Below are 20,255 nucleotides of genomic sequence, written 5' to 3' on the forward strand. Positions count from 1 at the left end.
CCTATGAACTGCTCCCGCAGTCGACACCGGTGGGGCAGAAGGAGTTCAGGGCCGTGGTGAGCGTGCCGGTCATGTCCTCGCCCTCGGGACCACTGGCGTTGATCGCGAACAGCGTGCCGTCGGCTGCCGTGAAGCGATGGTCGATGACCTGAGTGGCTCCGTGCTGCTCGCTGTCGTAGCGGTAGGTGACCTCCGTCCAGTCGGGGCCCGTCTGCCGGTCCAGGAGCTGATAGCCCGAGAGCCGCTGCCAGATGGCCTCGGCCTGGTCCAACGACTCGGTCAGGGAGCTCTCCTTGACCTCGAACAGCATGAGCCTGCTGCCGCGACCGGGGGCCGTGTACGTGACGACCGGCGCCAGCTTGCCCTGGACCTCCTTGCGCGCCCACCCCTCCGGCACGTCCACGGTGTAACCGACCGGGTCGACCGCCCGGCTGTACCCGGGCGACGGCCCCGGGGCAGTGGACTCCGCCGGATCGGCGTAGCTGTCCTGACTCCCCGACGTGTAGCCGTTCTCCGGCGAGGAAGGGGGCTGCGTGGCCGTGACGGTCACCGCCGGCCGTGTCGCGCCGGAGTCGCCGTGCCCCGGCGAGTCCTTCCTGGTCAGCGCCCACAACCCGCCTCCCACACCGCCCGCGAGGAGCGCCACGACCACGATCACCACGAGGAGTCGGCGCGAGTCCGCGGTCTCCCGGCCGGACCCCGGCGGTGGCGATGGCGGTACGGGTGCCGGAGCCGGAGGCGGATACCACTCCGGTCGAACGAGCCCCGACTGGGTCGGCACGGACGCCCACCACTGCTGCTCCGCGTCCGGCGGCGTCCCGCCGACGTCTGCGGCATCCCGGGCCCCGCCGCTCCCGCCCCCACCGGCACCGTCGTCGACCCACCGCTGACGGTCCGCGTCCCACCGTTGCGCCACCTCGTCACCCCCGTTCCCACGCCGGTCCCGCCGGCCCGCGAGCCGCGCGATCACCTGCACCACGGCCGCCGTCGACGCCGGCCCCGCGACCGCCGAGGCGGCGGTCTCCAGGCGCATGCCCAGCCGGCCGAGCCGCGCCGGATCCGCCCGGCCCGTTCGCTCGATCTCCCCCTGCAGACGGCGAGTTCGCCGTCGAGCCCGGTCGTGGCATCCGTCTCCGTGAGCAGCCGCAGATGCTCACGCAGGGACCCGCACCCGCCGCGCTCCCCCGGCCACGCCCCCGTTCCCCCGGTGGACCGTACGTCCCGACGATAGCGAGGGTTACTCCCGCCGCACCCCCCTATATGGCGACAAAGCACGTACGTTCGATACGTACTTTCCGTACGCACGCGTCAGCCCCCACCCGGCTTCCCGGGCAGGGGCTGATGTGGTGCGGGAGTTGGCTCAGATCATCAGATCAGGCCGAGGGCGCGGACCGCCTCGCGCTCCTCCTCGAGCTCCTTCACCGACGCGTCGATGCGAGCGCGGGAGAACTCGTTGATGTCCAGGCCCTGGACGATCTCGTACTGGCCGTCCTTCGTAGTGACCGGGAAGGAGGAGATGAGACCCTCCGGGACGCCGTACGAACCGTCCGACGGGATACCCATGGAGGTCCAGTCGCCGTCGGCGGTGCCGTTGACCCAGGTGTAGACGTGGTCGATGGCGGCGTTGGCGGCGGAAGCGGCGGAGGACGCGCCCCGGGCCTCGATGATCGCCGCACCGCGCTTGGCGACGGTCGGGATGAAGTCCTCGGCCAGCCACTTCTCGTCGCCCACGACCTCGGCGGCGTTCTTGCCGGCGACCGAGGCGTGGAAGATGTCCGGGTACTGGGTGGCGGAGTGGTTGCCCCAGATGGTGAGGCGCCTGATGTCCGCGACCGTCGTGCCGGTCTTCTTCGCGAGCTGGGTCAGCGCGCGGTTGTGGTCCAGGCGGGTCATGGCCGTGAAGCGCTCGGCCGGTACGTCCGGGGCGGCGGCCTGGGCGATCAGCGCGTTGGTGTTCGCCGGGTTGCCGACGACCAGGATCTTGACGTCGTCCGCGGCGTTGTCGTTGATGGCCTTGCCCTGCGGCTTGAAGATGCCGCCGTTGGCCTCCAGGAGGTCGCCGCGCTCCATGCCCTTGGTACGGGGGCGGGCGCCGACGAGCAGACCGACGTTCGTGCCGGCGAAAGCGACGTTCGGGTCGTCCGTGATGTCGATGCCCTGAAGAAGCGGGAAGGCGCAGTCGTCGAGCTCCATGGCGGTGCCCTCGGCGGCCTTCAGCGCCGGCGTGATCTCCAGGAGGCGCAGCTTGACCGGCACGTCCGCGCCGAGCAGCTGGCCGGAGGCGATGCGGAAGAGCAGGGCGTAACCGATCTGGCCGGCCGCGCCGGTGACGGTGACGTTCACGGGAGTGCGGGTCATGGCGTTCTCCGTATGACAGCTGGCGGTGGGGCGTCCCTGCCCCGGGGTGCAGGAGCTCCCCTGCGTCCGCCACTTTGATCGATCAGGGGTACCGATGATCGATCTCTTGGCGTCAAGAGAGATCCGCCGCCAGGCTATCGCGCATCCGGGACCCCCGACGTCCGGGTCCGTGTGGCCCACCCCACAGAACCGCCCGAGAGGCGGCCGCCCGGCCCGGGAGAGGGGGCGGGGCGACCGCCTGTTGGGGTACCGGGGGTCCGCCTCGGAAGGGGGTGAATCCTCCCGGACGGCTCCGGATCCCGTGGGGGTACGGTGCGCCTGCCCCGGAGCCGTGCGAGCAATCCCTGCCGGGGGATGGTTTTTTCGCCCCCTCCGCCCCTACCCGTCCCGTCCCCGGGGCTGCCGCACTCAGACCCCCGCATCGGCCTGAACGGCCTCGTCCTCAAACGCCGGACGGGCCAAAAGACCGAGCGCCGGCCGGGCGGGGAGGGCACGCCGGCACCCGCCCGGAGCCGCGGTTGCGAACGCGCACCCCCACGCACCCGCAGTCGCCAGACCACGGAAGAGGCCGTGCCGGTACATCACACGCCCCGTCGCTTACGTGGCTGCCAACAGGCAGAGCCGTAGAAGCAAAGCGATCTGCCACCGGCGAAGGGGCCGCTGTACCGGCCCCGACCCACCCACCGGCGGAAAGCGCAACGGCGCGGCACGCCGCGCCGCGCCGCTACTTCGTGCAGCCCTTCTGCCCCGACTTCAGCGTCGCGCACGCCGTCGCGTCGCCGGCGTCCTTGACCGCGACCATGGGGGTGTACGCGTCGGTGTCCGCGATGACCGACCCGGTCTGCTTGGCCGCGCTGCCCGAGGACACCTCGACCCGGTCGCCGACCGCCGCCTGAGTGATCCGGGCCCAGGCGGCGGCACAGGTCTCGCTGTAGCGCACCTCGACGAGGGTCGTACCGACGGTGACGCTGGTCGTGGTCTTGGCCAACTCACCGCCGCAGCCCATGTTCTCCGGGTCCTTGCCGGTGCAGCCCGCGCCACTGCACTTCACCCCGGCCGGCAGGTCGGGATTGACGCTGGCCGAGGTCGAGGGCGTCTTGGGCGTGTCGCCCGCGTTCTTCTTGTCCCCGCCACTGGTGAGGTAGACGGCTACGGCGATCACCACGAGCGCGCCGACGATCCCCGCGAGGAACATCGTGAGCCGCCGCCCCCGCCGCGCCCCGCCCCCCGACCCCGCGGCACCGGGCCGCGCGTCCTGCGGCGGCCCTCCGGCCTGCCGGCCCGGTCCGGCCGGCGCCGAGGGACCGAACTGCCCGCCCCCGTCGGACGGCGAGGCGACAACCCCCCAACTGCCGCCGCGTCCCGCACCCCCGGACGAGGACCCCCCTGACGAAGACCCGCCGTGCCCGGAACCGCCGTGCGAGCCGCCCCCGTACGCCGAAGCCCCGTACGAAGACGACTCCCCCGCGTCCGGACCGGACGGCTGAGACGGCACGGACGGCACCGACGGCGGCACCGTCGGCGAGACCCCCGCGGGCCCGGCGATCCCGGGCGTCGCGGTCGCGCTGCCGCCCCTGCGGGCGGCCTGCTGGCCGTTGCTCCCCTTCGCCGGAGTCGGTCCGAACTCCCCGAGCGCGGCACGCGCCTGGGAGATCCGGATCGCCTCCATGGTCATGTCGTGGCGCATCTCCGAGCGGCTCCAGGCGCGCTCGGCCAGCTCCCACATGGTCGTCAGATGAATGGGACTGGTCCCGGTGACCTCGGCCAGCGCGACGATCGCACCCTTGGGCGCGAGCAGCCGCCCGTTGAGGTAACGCTCCCAGGACGTCTTGCTGTAGCCCGTGCGGTCGGCCACGGCGGCAATGCTCAGCCCGCTCCGGTCGACGAGCCGACGCAGCTGGCTGGCGAACTCCCTGACCTGCGGATCGAGTTCATCCGGCAAGGCCCTCCAACGAGGCATTGCTTCCCCCCTCTTTCCCCCCGTACGTGCACGACTGTTCTCCCCGCGCGTGGCGCCCCTCCGCCGAGTCCCCGTTCTGGCTACCCACAGGGATGCGCTCGGTCAGGATCTCAGTTCCCGGGGTGGGGGCGCACGGGAGCATTCGGGTCGGGGCATGCACCGTTGCACGCCCGTTGGGCTGCGGTCCAGTGTCCCACCGGCATCATGTGCGGCCGGTCGAACCCCTGGCCTCCGCGCGGGACGTCCCGGACCGTCCCGATTGCTCACGTTAACCCGGCTGTTGTAATGGATCAGTGCAAATCCTTGATTTTGTCAAGACATCGACACAACGACAACACAGGCGTGACCTCAGGAGCCCCGGAAGCTCTCAGCTCACCCGAGGGTGACGGCCCCGACGAGGGCGACGAGAAGGAGAGCGAGCAGAAGCAGGGCGGCGTAGAGCGGCAGGCGGCCCATGCCGGGCCCGGACGACGATGCGTCGGGCGGCGGCGCGTCCCACCACGGAAGCGTGGGGTCGTCCTCGTACGCGCCGGGAACGGACCCACCGGCGGACGAACCGTCGAGCGCGAGCCCACCCACAGACGATCCACCGGACACCGGACCACCGTGCACCGGACCGCCGGACACCGAGCCGTCGCCGCCCGAGTCGGAGCCCACCGGCACCCGGGGCCAGACCCCCACCGCCAGCTCCCAGCGCACGCCGAAGCGTTCCGTGTCCTCGGGCGCGAGACCGGCGACCCGGCACAGCGCGACCACGGCCTGCCGGGGCGGCGGCTGGGTCGCGTTGAGGTAGCGCTGCCAGGACGACTTGCTGTACGCGGTGCGCGCGCCCAGGGCGACCAGGCTGAGGCCGGTGCGGTCCTTGAGCTGCCGCAGCTGCTCGACGAAGTGGCGCACCTCCGGCGGAAGTTGCTCCGGCAGCGGCTGCCAGGAACCCATCGCTGACCTCCCTCGGCGTTCCTGAGCGAGGGACGACACCGGGCGGCGGACGGTTCCCGTGAACGGTCGGCGGCGCCGCCCGGCGGACGGTTCCCGGCACACGGCACGGACCCCGTAGCGGAATGGTCACTTCCGTGCCACAGCGAACTGCCAGGTGTTGAACAGCCTGTTCCCGTGCACAAGTGTTGATCCCGGGCGGGGACATCCGCCCGATCGCGGCCCGTCCTTCCTCGGGGGAGAGGACGGGCCTCGGTCATGTCCGGGGGGCCGCGATCACGCCCCTCGGCCGACGGCGGCCGCGCCGATCGCGCTCACCCGCGAGGCCTGACGAGCCCCGTCTCGTACGCGACCACCACAGCCTGCGCCCTGCTGTCCAGGTCGAGCTTGGTCATCGTCCGGTTGCGGTGGGTCTTGACGGTGGCCTCGCTAATGCAGAGGCGGCCGGCGATCTCCGGATTGGACAGGCCGGCGGCGATCAGCTTGAGGCCGAACGTGCACACCACCGGCCAGTAACCCGCGGTGATGTACACGACGCTCGCCGTCTGCACCGCGCCGAAGACGACGAGCGGTGCCCTGCCGCGAAAGGCGACGGGCAGATGCGTGCAGACCACCAACGCGTAGGCCAGGCCGTCGAGTTCGGGCCAGCCCTGTGTCACCGACTCCCGCCCGAGCAGGACGGCCACGCACACCATGGCGAACGCGATCAGCCTGTCGACGGCGAACGGGCGGGGCGGCCACAAGCGCATCGGCGCAGCGTAACGCCGCCTCCGCCGCTCCGCGTCAACCTTCTGCGCTACCACGGAAGTTGCAAGAACGACGCGCCTACCGCTCCCGGTGGGGCGGGAGTTCAAACCGCCGCGGGACGCGAGGCGTACGGGGCGCCCCGTACGTTCTGGGACCACGACGGAGTCGGCCGACCACCGGCACCGCGTCCAGAATCGGGCCGGCCGAGCACCGGCACCGCATCCGAAGAGGGAAATCGGACCCATGAACACACGCACGAGCACAGGCAACGGCACCCGCACCCGCACCCGCACCCGCACGAGTGCGCGCAAGCGCATCGCGGTCGGCCTGGCCACCACGGCCCTCCTGGGCGGCGGCCTGGCCCTCGCCCCGGCGGCGACCGCCGCCGCCAAGGCTCCGGCCGCCGACTCCCGCACCAACAACTGGTCGATCTCCAGCCGCGAGGGCTACGCCAACGGCAAGTGGTGCAACTACGACACGAAGGTCACCAGGACGGTCCACGACACCAAGTCCGACGGCCGCTGCCCGTTCGTGCGCGGCCTGCTGCGCGGCGGCGGGTACGTCGACAGCGACTGGGCGGGCCCGAAGGGCGACTCCTCACCGGTACGGCTCTACGCCCCCAGCGGCAAGTCCTTCTACCAGCTCCAGATGAAGTACATCAACTGCTGAGCGACCGCCCGAAAAGCACGGTGGCCCGCGCCCTCCGGGGGAGGCGCGGGCCACCGTCGTGCGCGAGCGACCGGAGCTCAGGGCCGAAGGCCCAGCGCTCGGCGCTCAGCGAACCGTGAAGTGCAGCGTGTCGTCCAGGAACGGGATCTCCAACAACGGGTTGGGCTGAGCCATCAGCGCGAGCAGCACGATCGTCACGCCCAGCACGCCGTACGTGAGCATGTCGGTGAAACGGGAGCGGACCGCCAGCATGCCCACGCTCGGCAGCGTCCAGCGCATCACCGCTCCCGCAAGGAGCGCGGCGCCGATGAGAATCGTCCCGAACCGGAACACGTCGAGCGCGACCAGTAGCAGGCCGAGCCCGACCGCCGACAGCACGGCGAGGATCGGCCACTGGCGCGCGGGCGCCGGGGCGTCCCCGGGCGCCGCCCGGCCGCCGCCCTCGGGCCGCGCGGTGTCCCGGGTGATCCTCGGGAAGCGCCGCGTGGTGCGCCGCGGCTTCCCCTCGGCGTCGGGCGCGCTCACGGCGTCCGTGACGGTCGCCTCGTCACCGGCGTTCACTGCGTGCCGCACGGCCGCCTCCGCATCCCGTACCGCCGACTCGGCGCCGGCGTCGCGCGCGCCCCGCGCCTCGCTGTTCTCGGACCGTCCCTCAGCCGACACTGCGCTCCGCCGCTTCCACCACGTTGACGAGCAGCTGGGCTCGGGTCATCGGGCCCACGCCACCCGGGTTCGGGGAGATCCACGCGGCGACCTCGGCGACGTCCGGGTGGACGTCACCGACGATCTTGCCCTCGGCGCTGCGCGAGACACCGACGTCGAGGACGGCGGCGCCCGGCTTCACGTCCTCGGCCCGGACGAGATGCGCGGAGCCCGCCGCGGCGACGATGATGTCGGCGCGCTTGAGGTGCGCGGAGAGGTCGCGGGTGCCGGTGTGACACTGGGTGACGGTGGCGTTTTCGCTGCGTCGCGTCAGCAGCAGCGGCATCGGGCGCCCGATGGTCACACCACGGCCGACGACCACGACCTCGGCACCCTTGATCTCCACGCCGTAGCGTCGGAGCAGGGTGAGGACACCGTTGGGGGTGCAGGGCAGCGGGGCCGGCTCGTTCAGCACGAGTCGCCCGAGGTTCATCGGGTGCAGGCCGTCCGCGTCCTTGTCCGGGTCCATCAGCTCCAGGATGCGGTTCTCGTCGATGCCCTTGGGGAGCGGCAACTGGACGATGTAGCCGGTGCAGGCGGGGTCCTCGTTCAGCTCGCGGACCACCGCCTCGATCTCCTCCTGCGTCGCGGTGGCGGGCAGTTCACGCTGGATGGAGGCGATGCCGACCTGGGCGCAGTCGCGGTGCTTGCCCGCGACGTACTTCTGGCTGCCGGGGTCGTCCCCGACCAGGATCGTCCCGAGGCCGGGCGTGACGCCCTTCTCCTTCAGGGCCGCCACGCGGGCGGTCAGATCGGACTTGATCGCTGCTGCGGTGGCCTTGCCATCGAGAATCTGGGCGGTCATGACCCCATCCTCCCGGATGACCGGGTCCTGGTTCCAATCCGGGCACCCCGCGGCCGTCCCGCGGCCCCTCGAGGGCCCCACCGCACCGCTTCGGCCATGTTCCGGCGCCCGTTTCGACCGTATCCGGCCATGATCACCGATGTTGCACTTGCACAACACATAAGGAATGCGGCTGGACAAGTAAGAGTCGGCTAAAGAACGATGAGCAGACAGTGCCGCGGGCAGTACCGGGGGGACGAACCGCTCTGTAGAAATTCCTCCGAACCGTGCCGCGCGTCGTCCCCGCACCAGGCAACGGAGGAAAACCCGCCATGAGTTTCGGCGACCCGAACAACCCTTACGGGCAGCCGCCCCAGCAGCCCCCCGCCGCTCCGCCGGCCGCTCCCGGCTACGGCTACCCGCAGGCCCCGCCCGGCGTACCCCCGCAGGGCTACGGCTACCAGCAGCAGCCGGCGTACCCCGGCTACCCGGGCGGCAACCAGATGCTTCCGCAGTCGATGCCGGGGCTTCTGGTCACGGCGCGCGTGTTCCTGTTCATCATCTCCGCGGTGCAGATCCTGGCGGCTCTGGGCTGGTTCTACTTCGCCGCCATCGCCAACGACGTGTCCAACGCGGCGGACCGCTACAGCTCATCGTCCGACGATCCATTCGGCTCGTTCAGTGACGGTGCCGGCATCGCCTCGGGCGTCCTGGTGGTCATCGGCCTGGTCGCGGCAGCTCTCGCGGCCCTCTCGATCACCCTCGGCGTGAAGTTCGGCAAGGGCGCCCAGGGCATCCGCATCACCACCGTCATCTACGGTGCGCTCGGCGGGATCGTCGGTCTGATCTTTCTCTTCGTCGGCCTCGACTCCGGGATGGCCTCCGCCGTCATCTTCCCGCTGATCTGGGTCGTCTTCGCCGCCATCATCACGGCGGCGCCGGTCGTGCCCAGCGGCACCGCCTGGTTTGCGCGCCCGCGTTACTGAACAACCCCACGACACGAACAACCCCGCGTCACTGAACAACCCGGCGTTACTGAACAGTTCACGCCATTCACTGCAAGGGCCGTGTCTCACCCTGCACAAGGGGGGACACGGCCCTGGTGCGTCTGTCTACCCTGAATCCCGTAGCCGCGCGTGCACGGGGAGACGGACCTTGTACAGCATCATCGTGGTACCTCCGCCGACCACGGAGGCCGAGCGCAACACCCCCCAGATCCACCTCGCTCCCGGAGAGCGCCTCGCCTTCGGCCGGTCCGCCGCGGACAACGACCTCGCGATCGCGCACGAGGGCGTCTCCCGCGCGGCCGGTGTGATCACCGCGCAGAGCGCCTTCTGGGTACTGAGCAACCTCTCGGCGCGCCAGACGTACGTCGTGGAGAATCCGGAGGGCGCCGGCGAGCACATCAAGGTCGGCCCCGGGCGCCTGGACGCGCCCGTCCCCTTCGAGTTCTCCCGGATCGTGCTGCCCGCGGCGGGCGACCTGCTGCCCATCGAGGTGTGGGCGCCCCGCCACGACTATCTGCGCTCCCCCGGCTCCCTCGACGGCGCGACGACCGCGCCCGCCTTCTCCGTCGACCGCACCAAGCGGTACTTCGCGGTCCTCGCCGCCCTGTGCGAACCCCGCCTGCGCGGCGAACCGCACGCCCCGATCCCCACGGTCGACCAGGTCGTGGACCGGCTGCGCCCCCTCTGGCCGTCCGCCAGCCGCACCACCGTGCAGTGGAACATCGACTACCTGGCGGTGAAACTGCGCCTCAAGCCCGGCCCCGACACGGCGGACGCGGGTCCGCGCCTGAACGGCAAGAAGGAGTCCCTGGTCTCCCTGGCGCTCCGCTTCGACCTCGTACGCGAGGACGATCTGGTCGTCCTGACGGCACGGCCGACCCGGGCCGGCCGGTGAGCGATCCGTACGCCGTGCCGGTGCCCAAGGGCTATCGGGTGGGCAGTTGGGAGGTACGCGAGCCGATCGCCACGGGGGCTTTCGGGAGCGTGTACGCGGCACGGCGGGCCAGCCCGTCCGACGACCTCCCCGCCACAGCCGCCCTCAAGTTCCTGCCGACCGGCACCCACACTCCCCGCCAACTGACCCACCTGCGCGAACTGGCCGAGCGTGAGCTGGGGTTGCTCAGCAGGCTGCACTCCGCGCCCCGGCTGATCCGGCTGTACGAGACCCTGACCGTCGACGACCCGGCGCGCCCCGAACTCGACGGCGCCACCGTCCTCGTACTGGAGAAGGCGGACGGCTCCCTGGCCGCGCTGCTCTCCCGGGCGCCGCGCCCCGCGGCCGGTCCGGCGCTGCTCGCGCAGATCTGCGAGGGGCTGGCCCAGCTGCACCGGGCGGGCTGGGTGCACGGAGACCTCAAACCGGCCAACGTGCTGTTGATGAAGGACGGTTCGGCCCGGCTCGCCGACTTCAACATGGCCGCCGAGCTGGAAGGCACCCACGCCTACACGCCCGCCTTCTCGACGCCCGACTACACCCCGCCCGAGCTGCTGTGGGCGGAGATCGGCGAGCGGGGCCGCCGCATCAGACCGTCGGCCGACATCTGGGCCTTCGGCGTCCTGGCCCACCTCGTGCTCACCGATTCCTACCCCCTGCCCGGCGGCACCCCGTCGGCCCGGAGGGACGCGGCGGTCGCCTATGCGCGTGGCACCGACGAGCTGCGTCTGTCTCCCCGACTGCCGGATGCCTGGCGGGAGATCGTGCGGGACTGTCTGGCCCGTACGCACCAGGAACGGATCACCGGAGAGGCACTGCTGCGGCGTGTGGAGGCGGCGGCCGGGACGGCCCGTTCGGTGCGCGTGCCGCGACGGCCGGTACGCGGTGGCCGGGCAGTCCTGGGCGCGGCGGCCGGCGTGGTCGCGGTGGCCGCGCTCGCGTACGGGATCAGCGCGATCGCGAACGACGGAGGGGACGCGCAGGAGCCCGGCGCGAAGCGGACGACCAAGGTGAGCGCGGCGCGCTACGGCGCCTCCGAACTCCGTACGGACAAGGGCGTTCCCGTCGCGTACCGCGCCCTGATCGTCGACTCGGCGCACGACTGCGTGCAGGCGCCGGTCACGCCGGGGCTGATCGCCGCGATGCTGAAGTCCGAGAGCAACTTCGATGCCCATCTCTCCGATCCCGCCATGGACGAGTACGGAATCGCCCGCTGGACTCCGCGCGTACTGCGCTACTACCTGCGCTCCGACGGAAAGCCGACGCCGGAGATCCCCAAGCCCCCCTTCACGCCCGCCCAGTCCATCCCGGCCGTGAGCCGCTATCTGTGCGCGATCGTGCCGCGGCTCGAGCCGGGCCTGGACGGCGACGAACAGGTGCTGGTCGCCGCCGCGTACCGGACCTCGTACCGAAAAGTGAACGACGCGGGCGGAGTTCCCCCGAAGGTCCGCGCCTACGCCGACCGCGTCGCTCACTACCTCAAGGAGTACACCCCGCCCGGCAAGAAGTGACCCTGAGAGTTCCGAGGTACCGCTCGCGGCACGCCTCCGTGAGTGTGGACCCGGCCACCGACGGGGTGGCGGCAAAGGGAGGACGACGAGATCGGCCAGGGAACCCTGCCGACCGGTTGTCTCCACGCCGGCGACGACTGGTTCGTCTGCCAGACCCAGGGTGAGGACAACACAACATCCCGGTCGGCAACGCGAAGAACAGCTGGTGGCTCTGCACCCAGGGCGACGTGGCCTATGCCCACAACGGCTGGGGCCACTTCCCCGCGAAGAAGGTGTCGGGCGGCAACAACTACGAGCCGATCCCGGGCCTGCCCATCTGCTGCGGCACGCGCGGCGGCCTCCGGCTCCCTCGGGGGAGGGTCGGAGGCCGCCGCGGTCCTGGGCTCAGTGGAAGAAGTGGCGCGTCCCCGTGAAGTACATCGTGATGCCGGCCTTCTTCGCGGCCTCCACGACCATCTCGTCACGGACCGAACCGCCGGGCTGGACCACGGCCTTGACGCCCGCCTCGGCGAGGATCTCCAGGCCGTCGGGGAACGGGAAGAACGCGTCCGAGGCGGCGTACGAGTCGCGGGCACGCTCGGCGCCCGCCCGCTCCACGGCGAGCTTCGCGGAGTCGACGCGGTTGACCTGGCCCATGCCGACGCCGACCGAGGCGCCGTCCTTGGCGAGCAGGATCGCGTTGGACTTCACCGCGCGGCAGGCCCGCCAGGCGAAGGCCAGCTCGTCGAGCTCGCCCTCGTTCAGGGCTTCGCCGGTGGCGAGGGTCCAGCTCCGCGGGTTGTCGCCGTCGGCCTGGAGGCGGTCGGTGACCTGGAGCAGCGCGCCACCGTCGATCTGCTTGACCTCGGTCGGGTTCGCGGGCGCCTTGTGGGCGCGCAGCACGCGGATGTTCTTCTTCTTGGTGAGGGCTTCGAGGGCGCCGTCCTCGTACTCGGGCGCCACGATCACCTCGGTGAAGATCTCCGCGACCTGCTCCGCCATCTCCTTCGTCACCGGCCGGTTGACCGCGATGACACCGCCGAACGCGGACAGCGGGTCACAGGCGTGTGCCTTGCGGTGCGCCTCGGCGACATTGGACGCGACCGCGATACCGCACGGGTTGGCGTGCTTGATGATCGCTACGCAGGGGTCCTCGTGGTCGTACGCGGCACGGCGCGCGGCGTCCGTGTCCGTGTAGTTGTTGTACGACATCTCCTTGCCGTGCAGCTGCTCGGCCTCGGCGAGACCGCCCGTGCCGTCGACGTACAGCGCGGCACCCTGGTGCGGGTTCTCGCCGTAGCGCAGGGTGTTCTTCCGCTCGTAGGTGTGGCCGAGGAAGTCGGGGAAGCCGCTCTGGTCGGCCGCGGCGTAGTCGTCCGCGAACCAGCTCGCCACCGCCACGTCGTACGAGGCGGTGTGCTGGAAGGCCTCGGCGGCGAGCCGCTTGCGGGTACGGAGGTCGAAGCCACCGGACTTGACGGCGGAGAGTACGTCCCCGTATCGCGCCGGGCTGGTCACCACGGCAACGGACGGATGATTCTTGGCCGCGGCCCGCACCATCGAAGGACCGCCGATGTCGATCTGCTCGACGCACTCGTCGGGCGTCGCGCCCGAGGCGACGGTCTCGCGGAACGGGTAGAGGTTGACGACGACGAGGTCGAACGACTCGACACCGAGCTCTTCCAGCTGACGCCGGTGATCGGGGAGCCGCAGGTCGGCGAGGATGCCCGCGTGGACCCTCGGGTGCAGGGTCTTGACGCGGCCGTCCAGGCACTCGGGGAAGCCGGTCAGCTCCTCGACCTTGGTGACGGGGACGCCGGCGGCGGCGATACGGGCGGCCGTGGAGCCGGTGGAGACGAGCTCGACACCGGCTTCGTGCAGCCCGCGAGCCAGCTCCTCGAGCCCGGTCTTGTCGTAGACGCTGACGAGCGCCCGGCGAAGGGGCCGCTTGTTGCTCTCGGCGGTCACTGGATAACTACCTTTCGTCCCTCAATGCGATAGCCGTTGCGGGCGAGCCGCCCCACGACATCGACGAGCAGCCTTCGCTCGACTTCCTTGATGCGCTCGTGCAGAGCGCTCTCGTCGTCCTCGTCCCGGACCTCCACCACGCCCTGAGCGATGATCGGTCCGGTGTCGACGCCGTCGTCGACGAAGTGGACGGTGCATCCGGTGACCTTCGCGCCGTACGCGAGCGCGTCGCGCACGCCGTGGGCCCCCGGGAAACTGGGCAGCAGGGCGGGATGCGTATTGACGAAGCGCCCACCGAACCGGGCCAGGAATTCCTTCCCCACGATCTTCATGAACCCCGCGGAGACGACGAGGTCGGGCTCGTGGGCGTCGACGGCCTCGGCGAGAGCGTGGTCCCACTCGTCCCGGCTGTCGAAGTCCTTGACCCGGCGGACGAAGGTGGGGATGCCGGCCCGCTCGGCGCGCGCGAGCCCCTCGATACCGTCCCGATCGGCCCCGACGGCCACGATCTCGGCTCCGTAGGCCTCGGTGCCGTGCGTCGCGATGGCATCGAGCAGTGCCTGCAGATTCGTACCTGATCCGGAGACCAGCACGACGAGGCGCTTGGCCTTGGCCACGACGGGGCCCTTTCTCGGGGGAGCGTTTGTACGGTCGTACGAATGCTTCGCGCCCCGGGATACGGGGAAGTCTACGAAGCGGCCGACCGTCAGCAACGATACCGGCACACCGGGCGGCCCCCACGGGACGGGGGCGTGGCCGGAAGGTAGCGTCTGGGGAGGATCCACCCGGGAACACCGTCCACCACGGGGGAACGCCCTGCGCACGCGGGACGTTGACCTGGGACGGGCACGAACGCTCGGGGCGCGGGCCCCGGGTGCGATCGTCCGGGGTTACGACCCTCGGGCGAGCATGCGTGCTCGGGGCGCGGGCCGAGGGGTGAACACCTTCGGTGCGAGCCCTGCGAACGAACAGCCAGGACACGGGCCGAGGGCGGGAGCTCTGGGCGTGAGTCCCGGTATGTCGCTCTGGGCCGCCCGGGGTACGGCACTCGGGGCGCGAGTCCTGGGTACGACGCTCGGGACGCGAGTCCTGGGGGACGGACATCCTGGGTGCGAGCTCGGGGGTGGGAAAATCCGGGCACGAGCCCGGCGTACGACGCTCGGGACGCAAGTCCTGAGGGACGGACATCCTGGGTGCGAGCTCGGGGATGGGAAAATCCGGGCACGAGCCCGGCGTACGACGCTCGGGACGCAAGTCCTGAGGGACGAAGATCCTGGGTGCGAGCCCAGGGGTAGGAAGCCCTGGGTGCGAGCCCGGGGGCAAGGAGCTCGGGGCGTCAGCCCGGGGCTCGACACCTTGGGCGTGAGCCCGGGGTGAAGTAGCTCGGGGCGCGCGTCGCGAGCACGATGCCGTGTGGACACGCCGCCCGCCAGAACCACCAAGGGGAAGACGCACACCTGATGCCGGACCGCAGTCTCCGACTCCCGCCGCTCCTGCTGCGCGAGCAGCGTCCTTCGCCCACCCCGCCGCGGTCGAGCGGGGACGCGCCCGCGGACGGAAACGGCTCCGCAGGTGGACGCGGCTCGGCGGGCGGGAACGGCTCCTCGGACGGACGGGGTCCCGACGCTCCTGCCACTCCCCCCTCGCACTCCGACGACAATCCGTTCGCTCCGCCCCCGGAGGGCACGCCCGACCGGCCGTGGCAGCCGAGGCGGCCCGCGAGCGGGCAGGGAGCGGACGGCAACGGTGGGGCCGACCAGAGCGGGCAGTCCCCGTGGGGCAGCCAGTGGAGCGACCGGCAGCCCGGGCCTTCGAGCGGCGGGGGTTTCGGTGACCGGCCGGGGGCGCCGCAGGGGCAGGGCGGTCCCGAACGACCCGGCGGTGGCCCGGGCAGCGGCATGCGCTGGGACCCGACGGATCCGGCTCAGCGCCGCGCGCGCTATGCCCTGCTCTCCGGGATGTGGGCGTTCTTCTTCGCCCTCTTCAGCTGGCCGTACGTGGCGCTGCTGCTCGGCGCGCTCGCCCTGTACTGGGGTGGCAGCGCGCTGCGTGCCAAGCCGCGGACTCCGGATCCGGACGCTCCGGCGCCCGATCCGAACACCCGCCCCCAGACGAGCGCCGCGGTGAGCGGGCTCGTCACCGCCTCGCTGGCCATCCTCATGGTCGCGGCGACCTTCACCGCGCAGCTCGTCTACAGCGACTACTACTCCTGCACGAACGACGCCCTCACCAACGCCGCGAAGCAGTCCTGCAACGACCTCCTCCCGAAGGACCTCCGGGGTCTGCTGGGAACACACGGCTGACGGCCGGCGCCGGGGGTGGTCTTCGCCCCCTCCGCCCCTGCCCGTCCCGTACCTGAGGGCTGCCGCCCCCAGACCCCCGCATCGGCCTGAACGGCCTCGTCCACAAACGCCGGACGGGCTGAAGGGTGCCAACCGGGGCTGAAAGCGCGTGCCGCAGCTCGCAAATTCGCCCCTCAGGCAGTTTGAGGAGCAGGGGTTCACGGGCGGAGCCCTTTTGGTGGGGTTGGGGCAAAGCCCCGGGCGGGGCGCAGGCGAGCGAAGCCCCCGCCGAAGACAGGGGCGAAGCCCCGCGTAGGGGCGTAGGAAGTGCAGTCCCCCGCCGGGGGTTCAGCGGGCAGCGCCCCCTGGCGGGGTCTGGGGCAGAGCCCCAGGGGACGGGAATGGGTAGGGGCGGAGGGGGCGAGAAATCACCCCGGGTGAACCTCAGGCGGAGTCCGGCGGCTCCGGGGGCGTGGACGCATCCTTGAGCGCCGCCCAGCGGGCCTCGCGGGACAAGTCCTCGTACCAGGGGGAACCCGTGGCGTCGTCCGGGAGGAAGTCATACGGCTCGTAAGGCTCAAGCGAGGAGTCCAGCACCCCCGGCTGGGGCCCAGCGTCAGCGGGCGGCACCGTCGCCGTCGACACATCGGCCGACGACCGCCGAGCCCTCGACGACCACAACAGCCACGACGGCCACGACGGCCACGAGGGCCACGGCATCCGAAGAACCCGCCCAGCAGACGTACCCACCCGAGCCTCCCGAAGCCGCCACCCCCGCACCCCCACCGCCACAGGAACCCCCACCATCCCGGTCCACCCCACCGCCACAGGCCCCACCTGCCACCACACCGGCCCGAAGTGGGCGAGGGCCGCCACCCCGAGCGGCCCTCCGGCCAGCCCGGAAAGCACCGCGAGCGCGACGCCGCACAGCCCGGCGGCCAGCGCGACCGCGGCAACCGTCCGCCCCCGGGACCAGCCCGCATCCCCCTCCCCGTCACCGGGCACGGCCGCCGCCACGACGAACCACGCCACCGTCACCCCCGCGGCCACCGGCACCACCCCACTCGCCCAGCTCAACGGCCCGCCCGCCCCCGGCACCGCCGCCAACAGCGGAAACGCGGGCAGCAGCGACACCGGCGCAGCCTCGGACAGCGGCCCCGCCACATGCCCCGCACCGAGGACGACTCCGGGCCCGAGCCCGTACGCCGCTCCCCAGACCGCCGCGTTCGGCACGAGGGCCAGGCACAGCAGCAGCACGGCGAACCGCCCCGACCACACCTCGGTGAGCTGCAGGAACGAGTCGCGAGCCGTCCCCCCGTGCCACACCAGCGACGCCGCCACCAGCAACGCCCCGCCCCCGACAAGCACCGCCACCCCGGCCCCCGCCGCCCGCACCACACCCCCGAGGAACCGGGGAGCCTCCGCCGGCGCGGAATCGGGCGCGCCGACGGAGCGACGTACGCCGGAAAGACGTGCGCCGGGAAGCGGCAGCGCCGCCAGGGCCCGTCGCATCCAGGACGGCATCGGCCCCCGTGGGCGCCCGTACGCCGTCCACACCCCCGCCCCTGCCGCCCCCAGCGCAAGCAGCGGCAGGCACACCGCGGTCCACACCCAGGACGGGCGCAGCGCACCACCCGAGGCATACAGCGCCGCGGCCGCGCCGACGGACAGATAGCCCACGACGACCCCGACACACGCCGTGCGCGGCCCCGCTTCGGACTCGGCGTCGGACGCGTCGCGCCCCGCCCGGTGCAGCAGCCACACCGGCAGCACGAGAAGCAGCAGCGGTGTCACCCCCACCGGCATGGGCAGGCCCGACAAGGTGTCGGTGCGGATCAACTCCACACCGTGGGCGAGGAGCCAGAGCGCCGCGGCCACGTGCAGCGCCCCGCCGGGCCCGCTGTCCGGGTACGGCGAGCTGATCCACAGCACCATGACGAGGACGGCGAACGAGCCGAGCCCGAGCCCCGCCGCGAGGGCGCCACCCAGGAGGCTGGCGGCCAGTCCGGGGGATCGGTCGCGCATCCGGGTGAGCAGGGGCGACAACGACAGCCTGCGGTCGGTCATTTGGGTCACGGCTCTCATGCTCCCAACGACACGCGCTTTCTCGTCGTAACAGGCGAACCCCGGATGTGTCGCTCAATATGCAGCTATGTACTTTTTCGTACGAAGGGGCACCCTGTGGAGTCCGGCATGACACGGAGCCCTACTACCCCGCTGCCGGCCCCCGAGGAGCGCCGCCGTCTGCGCGAGGCCAAGTCACTGACCCAGGCCGAGGTCGCCTCCAGACTGGGCGTCGCCCCTGAGACGGTGCGCTCTTGGGAGACCGGCCGTACGAAGCCGCGTGGCCGCAAGCGGGAAGCGTACGCAAAGCTGCTGACCGATCCGGCGCGCGCGAAGTCCGAGGTGACCGTCCGTCACGAGCAGGCCGTTCCCGCATCGGTGGGCGCCGGCGTGCCGCCCGCCCACGAGGAGAAGCCGTCCGAGGGCGCGGAATCCACGCTGCCCACTGACGCGCTGACGCCCGCTCAGGCCTTCGACGCCCTGTACGCGTTCTGCGCCCCCGCCCTTGTACGGCAGACGTATCTGCTCACCGGGCGGCGCGAGCTGGCGCGGGAGTCCGTGGAGCGGGCCTTCCAACTGGTCTGGCACCGCTGGCCCGAGGTGGCCGTTGACCGGGATCCGACCGGGTGGGTACGGGCGGCCGCGTACGAGTGCGCGCTCTCCCCCTGGCGCCGGATGCGCCTGCGCCAGCGGCACCCGGAGGCACCGCCCGCCGATGCTGCCGACCGCGTGCTGCTCGACGTACTCCTGCAGCTGCCGCCGGTGTACCGGCGCACACTCCTGCTGTACGACGGTGTGGGGCTCGATCTGCCGGAGACCGCGGCCGAGACGGAGGCGAGCACGCCCGCAGCGGCCAACCGGCTGCTGCACGCGCGCAAGGCCGTCGCGGCGCGCCTGCCGGATCTGGCGGTGCCGGAGGAGCTGCATCAGCGGCTCGCCGAACTCGCGAGCAAGGAGCGGCTGCGGGCGGCGAAGCCCAGCAGCGTCCGCTGGCACAGCGAACGGCGCGCCCGTCGCTGGACCCGCGCGGCCATCGCCTTCACGGTCCTCCTCATCGGCACCACGGCCCTGACACTGCGCTCGGCCCCGGACCACTACGAGGCCCCCCTGTCCCCGCCCGAAGCGGTCCACGGACTGCCACCCCGCGCCGCCCAGGGCCCCCTCTCCCCACCCCAACTGACTCTCCGCGCCAAGCTCAAGTCGGAAACGGCAAGCGGCCCGGAACGGCTGGTCCCCGAGGGCAGGTGACGCGACGGCCGACCGTCCGAGCCACTACCGCTGTGGGCAATCGTTCCGCGGGGCGATGGGGGTCCCCCTGCTCGAGCGAAGCCGAGAGCTTGGGGGAGGGTGGGCACAGCCACCAGCGCCGGGCGCCTTGCAAGCAAGCTCCCGCCCCGGGAACGCGAGTGGGCCCGCACCCCCAGCAAGGGGTGCGGGCCCACTGGACGTTCAGCTCAGCAGAGCGTCAGCCCGCGAGGAGCTCACGCGCAAGCTTCGCCGTCTCGGTCGGCGTCTTGCCGACCTTGACGCCGGCGGCCTCGAGGGCCTCCTTCTTCGCGGCGGCCGTGCCGGAGGACCCGGAGACGATGGCGCCGGCGTGGCCCATGGTCTTGCCCTCGGGCGCGGTGAAGCCGGCGACGTAGCCGACGACCGGCTTCGTCACGTTCTTGGCGATGAAGTCCGCCGCGCGCTCCTCGGCGTCGCCGCCGATCTCACCGATCATGACGATCAGGTCGGTGTCGGGGTCGGCCTCGAACGCGGCGAGCGCGTCGATGTGCGTCGTACCGATGACCGGGTCGCCACCGATGCCGACGGCGGACGAGAAGCCGATGTCACGGAGCTCGTACATCATCTGGTACGTCAGCGTGCCGGACTTCGAGACCAGGCCGATGCGGCCCGGCTTCGTGATGTCGCCCGGGATGATGCCGGCGTTGGACTGGCCCGGGGTGATGAGACCGGGGCAGTTCGGGCCGATGATGCGGGTCTTGTTGCCCTTCGACTTCGCGTACGCCCAGAAGGCGGCGGAGTCGTGGACGGCGATGCCCTCGGTGATGACGACCGCGAGGGGGATCTCCGCGTCGATCGCCTCGACGACGGCGGCCTTGGCGAAGGCCGGCGGCACGAAGAGAACGGACACGTTGGCGCCCGTCTTCTCCATGGCCTCGGCGACCGTGCCGAAGACGGGGATCTCGGTGCCGTCGATGTCGACGGAGGTGCCCGCCTTGCGCGGGTTCACGCCACCGACGATGTTCGTGCCGTCGGCCAGCATGAGCTTGGTGTGCTTCATGCCCGTGGCACCGGTCATGCCCTGGACGATGACCTTGCTGTCCTTGTTGAGGAAGATAGCCATGGCT

16 protein-coding genes and 1 pseudogene are annotated in these 20,255 nt (G+C 71.7%); 6 read left to right on the forward strand and 11 right to left on the reverse strand.

Features of this window, described 5'->3' with window-relative positions:
- Nucleotide 1 precedes the first annotated feature (1 nt).
- The 5 genes and pseudogenes from ACZ4RZ_RS03345 to ACZ4RZ_RS03365 all read right to left on the reverse strand — a co-directional run.
- Complete coding sequence (locus ACZ4RZ_RS03345) at nt 2-1,033, reverse strand: hypothetical protein (protein ID WP_467741519.1); 1,032 nt, start codon at nt 1,031-1,033, stop codon at nt 2-4.
- A 335-nt stretch (nt 1,034-1,368) separates the two neighbouring features.
- Complete coding sequence (locus tag ACZ4RZ_RS03350; protein WP_467741521.1) at nt 1,369-2,358, reverse strand: malate dehydrogenase; 990 nt, start codon at nt 2,356-2,358, stop codon at nt 1,369-1,371.
- A gap of 724 nt (nt 2,359-3,082) precedes the next feature.
- Complete coding sequence (locus ACZ4RZ_RS03355; RefSeq protein WP_467741523.1) at nt 3,083-4,318, reverse strand: helix-turn-helix domain-containing protein; 1,236 nt, start codon at nt 4,316-4,318, stop codon at nt 3,083-3,085.
- Between the two features lie 372 nt (nt 4,319-4,690).
- Nucleotides 4,691-5,257 (reverse strand): helix-turn-helix domain-containing protein, encoded by a 567-nt coding sequence (locus ACZ4RZ_RS03360; protein WP_467741524.1) that lies wholly within the window; start codon nt 5,255-5,257, stop codon nt 4,691-4,693.
- Nucleotides 5,258-5,568: 311 nt separating this feature from the next.
- A pseudogene (locus tag ACZ4RZ_RS03365) lies at nt 5,569-5,742 on the reverse strand (response regulator transcription factor); the annotation flags it as partial.
- 502 nt (nt 5,743-6,244) lie between these two features.
- On the opposite strand from ACZ4RZ_RS03365, the gene ACZ4RZ_RS03370 reads away from it, so the two are divergent.
- The gene (locus ACZ4RZ_RS03370; RefSeq protein ID WP_467741526.1) at nt 6,245-6,670 is read left to right on the forward strand and encodes a hypothetical protein; all 426 of its coding nucleotides are present in this window, start codon (nt 6,245-6,247) and stop codon (nt 6,668-6,670) included.
- A 105-nt stretch (nt 6,671-6,775) separates the two neighbouring features.
- Here the strand turns inward: ACZ4RZ_RS03370 and ACZ4RZ_RS03375 are convergent, their stop codons facing one another.
- Both ACZ4RZ_RS03375 and ACZ4RZ_RS03380 read right to left on the reverse strand, forming a co-directional pair.
- Nucleotides 6,776-7,243, reverse strand: coding sequence for a DUF3017 domain-containing protein (locus ACZ4RZ_RS03375; protein WP_467741969.1), 468 nt, complete (start codon nt 7,241-7,243; stop codon nt 6,776-6,778).
- Nucleotides 7,244-7,322: 79 nt separating this feature from the next.
- Nucleotides 7,323-8,177: a bifunctional methylenetetrahydrofolate dehydrogenase/methenyltetrahydrofolate cyclohydrolase gene (locus ACZ4RZ_RS03380; RefSeq protein WP_399076982.1), complete on the reverse strand. Its 855-nt coding sequence runs from the start codon at nt 8,175-8,177 to the stop codon at nt 7,323-7,325.
- A 311-nt stretch (nt 8,178-8,488) separates the two neighbouring features.
- Between ACZ4RZ_RS03380 and ACZ4RZ_RS03385 the strand changes: the two genes are divergently transcribed.
- The 3 genes from ACZ4RZ_RS03385 (at nt 8,489) to ACZ4RZ_RS03395 (ending at nt 11,608) form a co-directional block, all read left to right on the forward strand.
- Complete coding sequence (locus ACZ4RZ_RS03385) at nt 8,489-9,142, forward strand: hypothetical protein (protein WP_467741528.1); 654 nt, start codon at nt 8,489-8,491, stop codon at nt 9,140-9,142.
- Between the two features lie 169 nt (nt 9,143-9,311).
- Nucleotides 9,312-10,058, forward strand: a complete 747-nt coding sequence (locus tag ACZ4RZ_RS03390; RefSeq protein ID WP_467741530.1) for an FHA domain-containing protein — start codon at nt 9,312-9,314, stop codon at nt 10,056-10,058.
- Nucleotides 10,055-11,608 carry a serine/threonine protein kinase gene (locus ACZ4RZ_RS03395; protein ID WP_467741532.1) on the forward strand — a complete coding sequence of 518 codons (1,554 nt, stop codon included), beginning with the start codon at nt 10,055-10,057 and terminating at the stop codon, nt 11,606-11,608. The genes ACZ4RZ_RS03390 and ACZ4RZ_RS03395 overlap by 4 nt, the downstream gene beginning before the upstream one ends.
- A 384-nt stretch (nt 11,609-11,992) precedes the next feature.
- Here the strand turns inward: ACZ4RZ_RS03395 and purH are convergent, their stop codons facing one another.
- Nucleotides 11,993-13,555, reverse strand: a complete 1,563-nt coding sequence (gene purH, locus ACZ4RZ_RS03400; RefSeq protein WP_467741534.1) for a bifunctional phosphoribosylaminoimidazolecarboxamide formyltransferase/IMP cyclohydrolase — start codon at nt 13,553-13,555, stop codon at nt 11,993-11,995.
- On the reverse strand, nt 13,552-14,172 hold the full coding sequence (purN, locus tag ACZ4RZ_RS03405) for a phosphoribosylglycinamide formyltransferase (protein WP_467741536.1): 621 nt from the start codon (nt 14,170-14,172) through the stop codon (nt 13,552-13,554). The genes purH and purN overlap by 4 nt, the downstream gene beginning before the upstream one ends.
- Nucleotides 14,173-15,015: 843 nt before the next feature.
- Here purN and ACZ4RZ_RS03410 point away from each other — a divergent pair.
- Entirely contained in the window at nt 15,016-15,858 is an 843-nt protein-coding gene (locus tag ACZ4RZ_RS03410; protein ID WP_467741538.1) for a hypothetical protein, read from the forward strand.
- Between the two features lie 423 nt (nt 15,859-16,281).
- Here the strand turns inward: ACZ4RZ_RS03410 and ACZ4RZ_RS03415 are convergent, their stop codons facing one another.
- Nucleotides 16,282-17,922: a cell division protein PerM gene (locus ACZ4RZ_RS03415; protein ID WP_467741540.1), complete on the reverse strand. Its 1,641-nt coding sequence runs from the start codon at nt 17,920-17,922 to the stop codon at nt 16,282-16,284.
- A 108-nt stretch (nt 17,923-18,030) separates the two neighbouring features.
- On the opposite strand from ACZ4RZ_RS03415, the gene ACZ4RZ_RS03420 reads away from it, so the two are divergent.
- Nucleotides 18,031-19,149 carry a sigma factor-like helix-turn-helix DNA-binding protein gene (locus ACZ4RZ_RS03420; protein WP_467741542.1) on the forward strand — a complete coding sequence of 373 codons (1,119 nt, stop codon included), beginning with the start codon at nt 18,031-18,033 and terminating at the stop codon, nt 19,147-19,149.
- A gap of 217 nt (nt 19,150-19,366) precedes the next feature.
- Here the strand turns inward: ACZ4RZ_RS03420 and sucD are convergent, their stop codons facing one another.
- Entirely contained in the window at nt 19,367-20,251 is an 885-nt protein-coding gene (gene sucD, locus ACZ4RZ_RS03425; protein ID WP_381263548.1) for a succinate--CoA ligase subunit alpha, read from the reverse strand.
- Nucleotides 20,252-20,255 lie beyond the last annotated feature (4 nt).

This window comes from Streptomyces sp. NPDC027189, from assembly GCF_055566975.1.

Bases quoted from the DNA above. Each gene is read 5' to 3' on its own strand.
- ACZ4RZ_RS03345 (WP_467741519.1), bottom strand. From the start codon at position 1,033: ATGCGCCTGGAGACCGCCGCCTCGGCGGTCGCGGGGCCGGCGTCGACG.
- ACZ4RZ_RS03350 (WP_467741521.1), bottom strand. From the start codon at position 2,358: ATGACCCGCACTCCCGTGAACGTCACCGTCACCGGCGCGGCCGGCCAG.
- ACZ4RZ_RS03355 (WP_467741523.1), bottom strand. From the start codon at position 4,318: ATGCCTCGTTGGAGGGCCTTGCCGGATGAACTCGATCCGCAGGTCAGG.
- ACZ4RZ_RS03360 (WP_467741524.1), bottom strand. From the start codon at position 5,257: ATGGGTTCCTGGCAGCCGCTGCCGGAGCAACTTCCGCCGGAGGTGCGC.
- ACZ4RZ_RS03370 (WP_467741526.1), top strand. From the start codon at position 6,245: ATGAACACACGCACGAGCACAGGCAACGGCACCCGCACCCGCACCCGC.
- ACZ4RZ_RS03380 (WP_399076982.1), bottom strand. From the start codon at position 8,177: ATGACCGCCCAGATTCTCGATGGCAAGGCCACCGCAGCAGCGATCAAG.
- ACZ4RZ_RS03385 (WP_467741528.1), top strand. From the start codon at position 8,489: ATGAGTTTCGGCGACCCGAACAACCCTTACGGGCAGCCGCCCCAGCAG.
- ACZ4RZ_RS03410 (WP_467741538.1), top strand. From the start codon at position 15,016: ATGCCGGACCGCAGTCTCCGACTCCCGCCGCTCCTGCTGCGCGAGCAG.
- ACZ4RZ_RS03415 (WP_467741540.1), bottom strand. From the start codon at position 17,922: ATGAGAGCCGTGACCCAAATGACCGACCGCAGGCTGTCGTTGTCGCCC.
- ACZ4RZ_RS03420 (WP_467741542.1), top strand. From the start codon at position 18,031: ATGACACGGAGCCCTACTACCCCGCTGCCGGCCCCCGAGGAGCGCCGC.
- sucD (WP_381263548.1), bottom strand. From the start codon at position 20,251: ATGGCTATCTTCCTCAACAAGGACAGCAAGGTCATCGTCCAGGGCATG.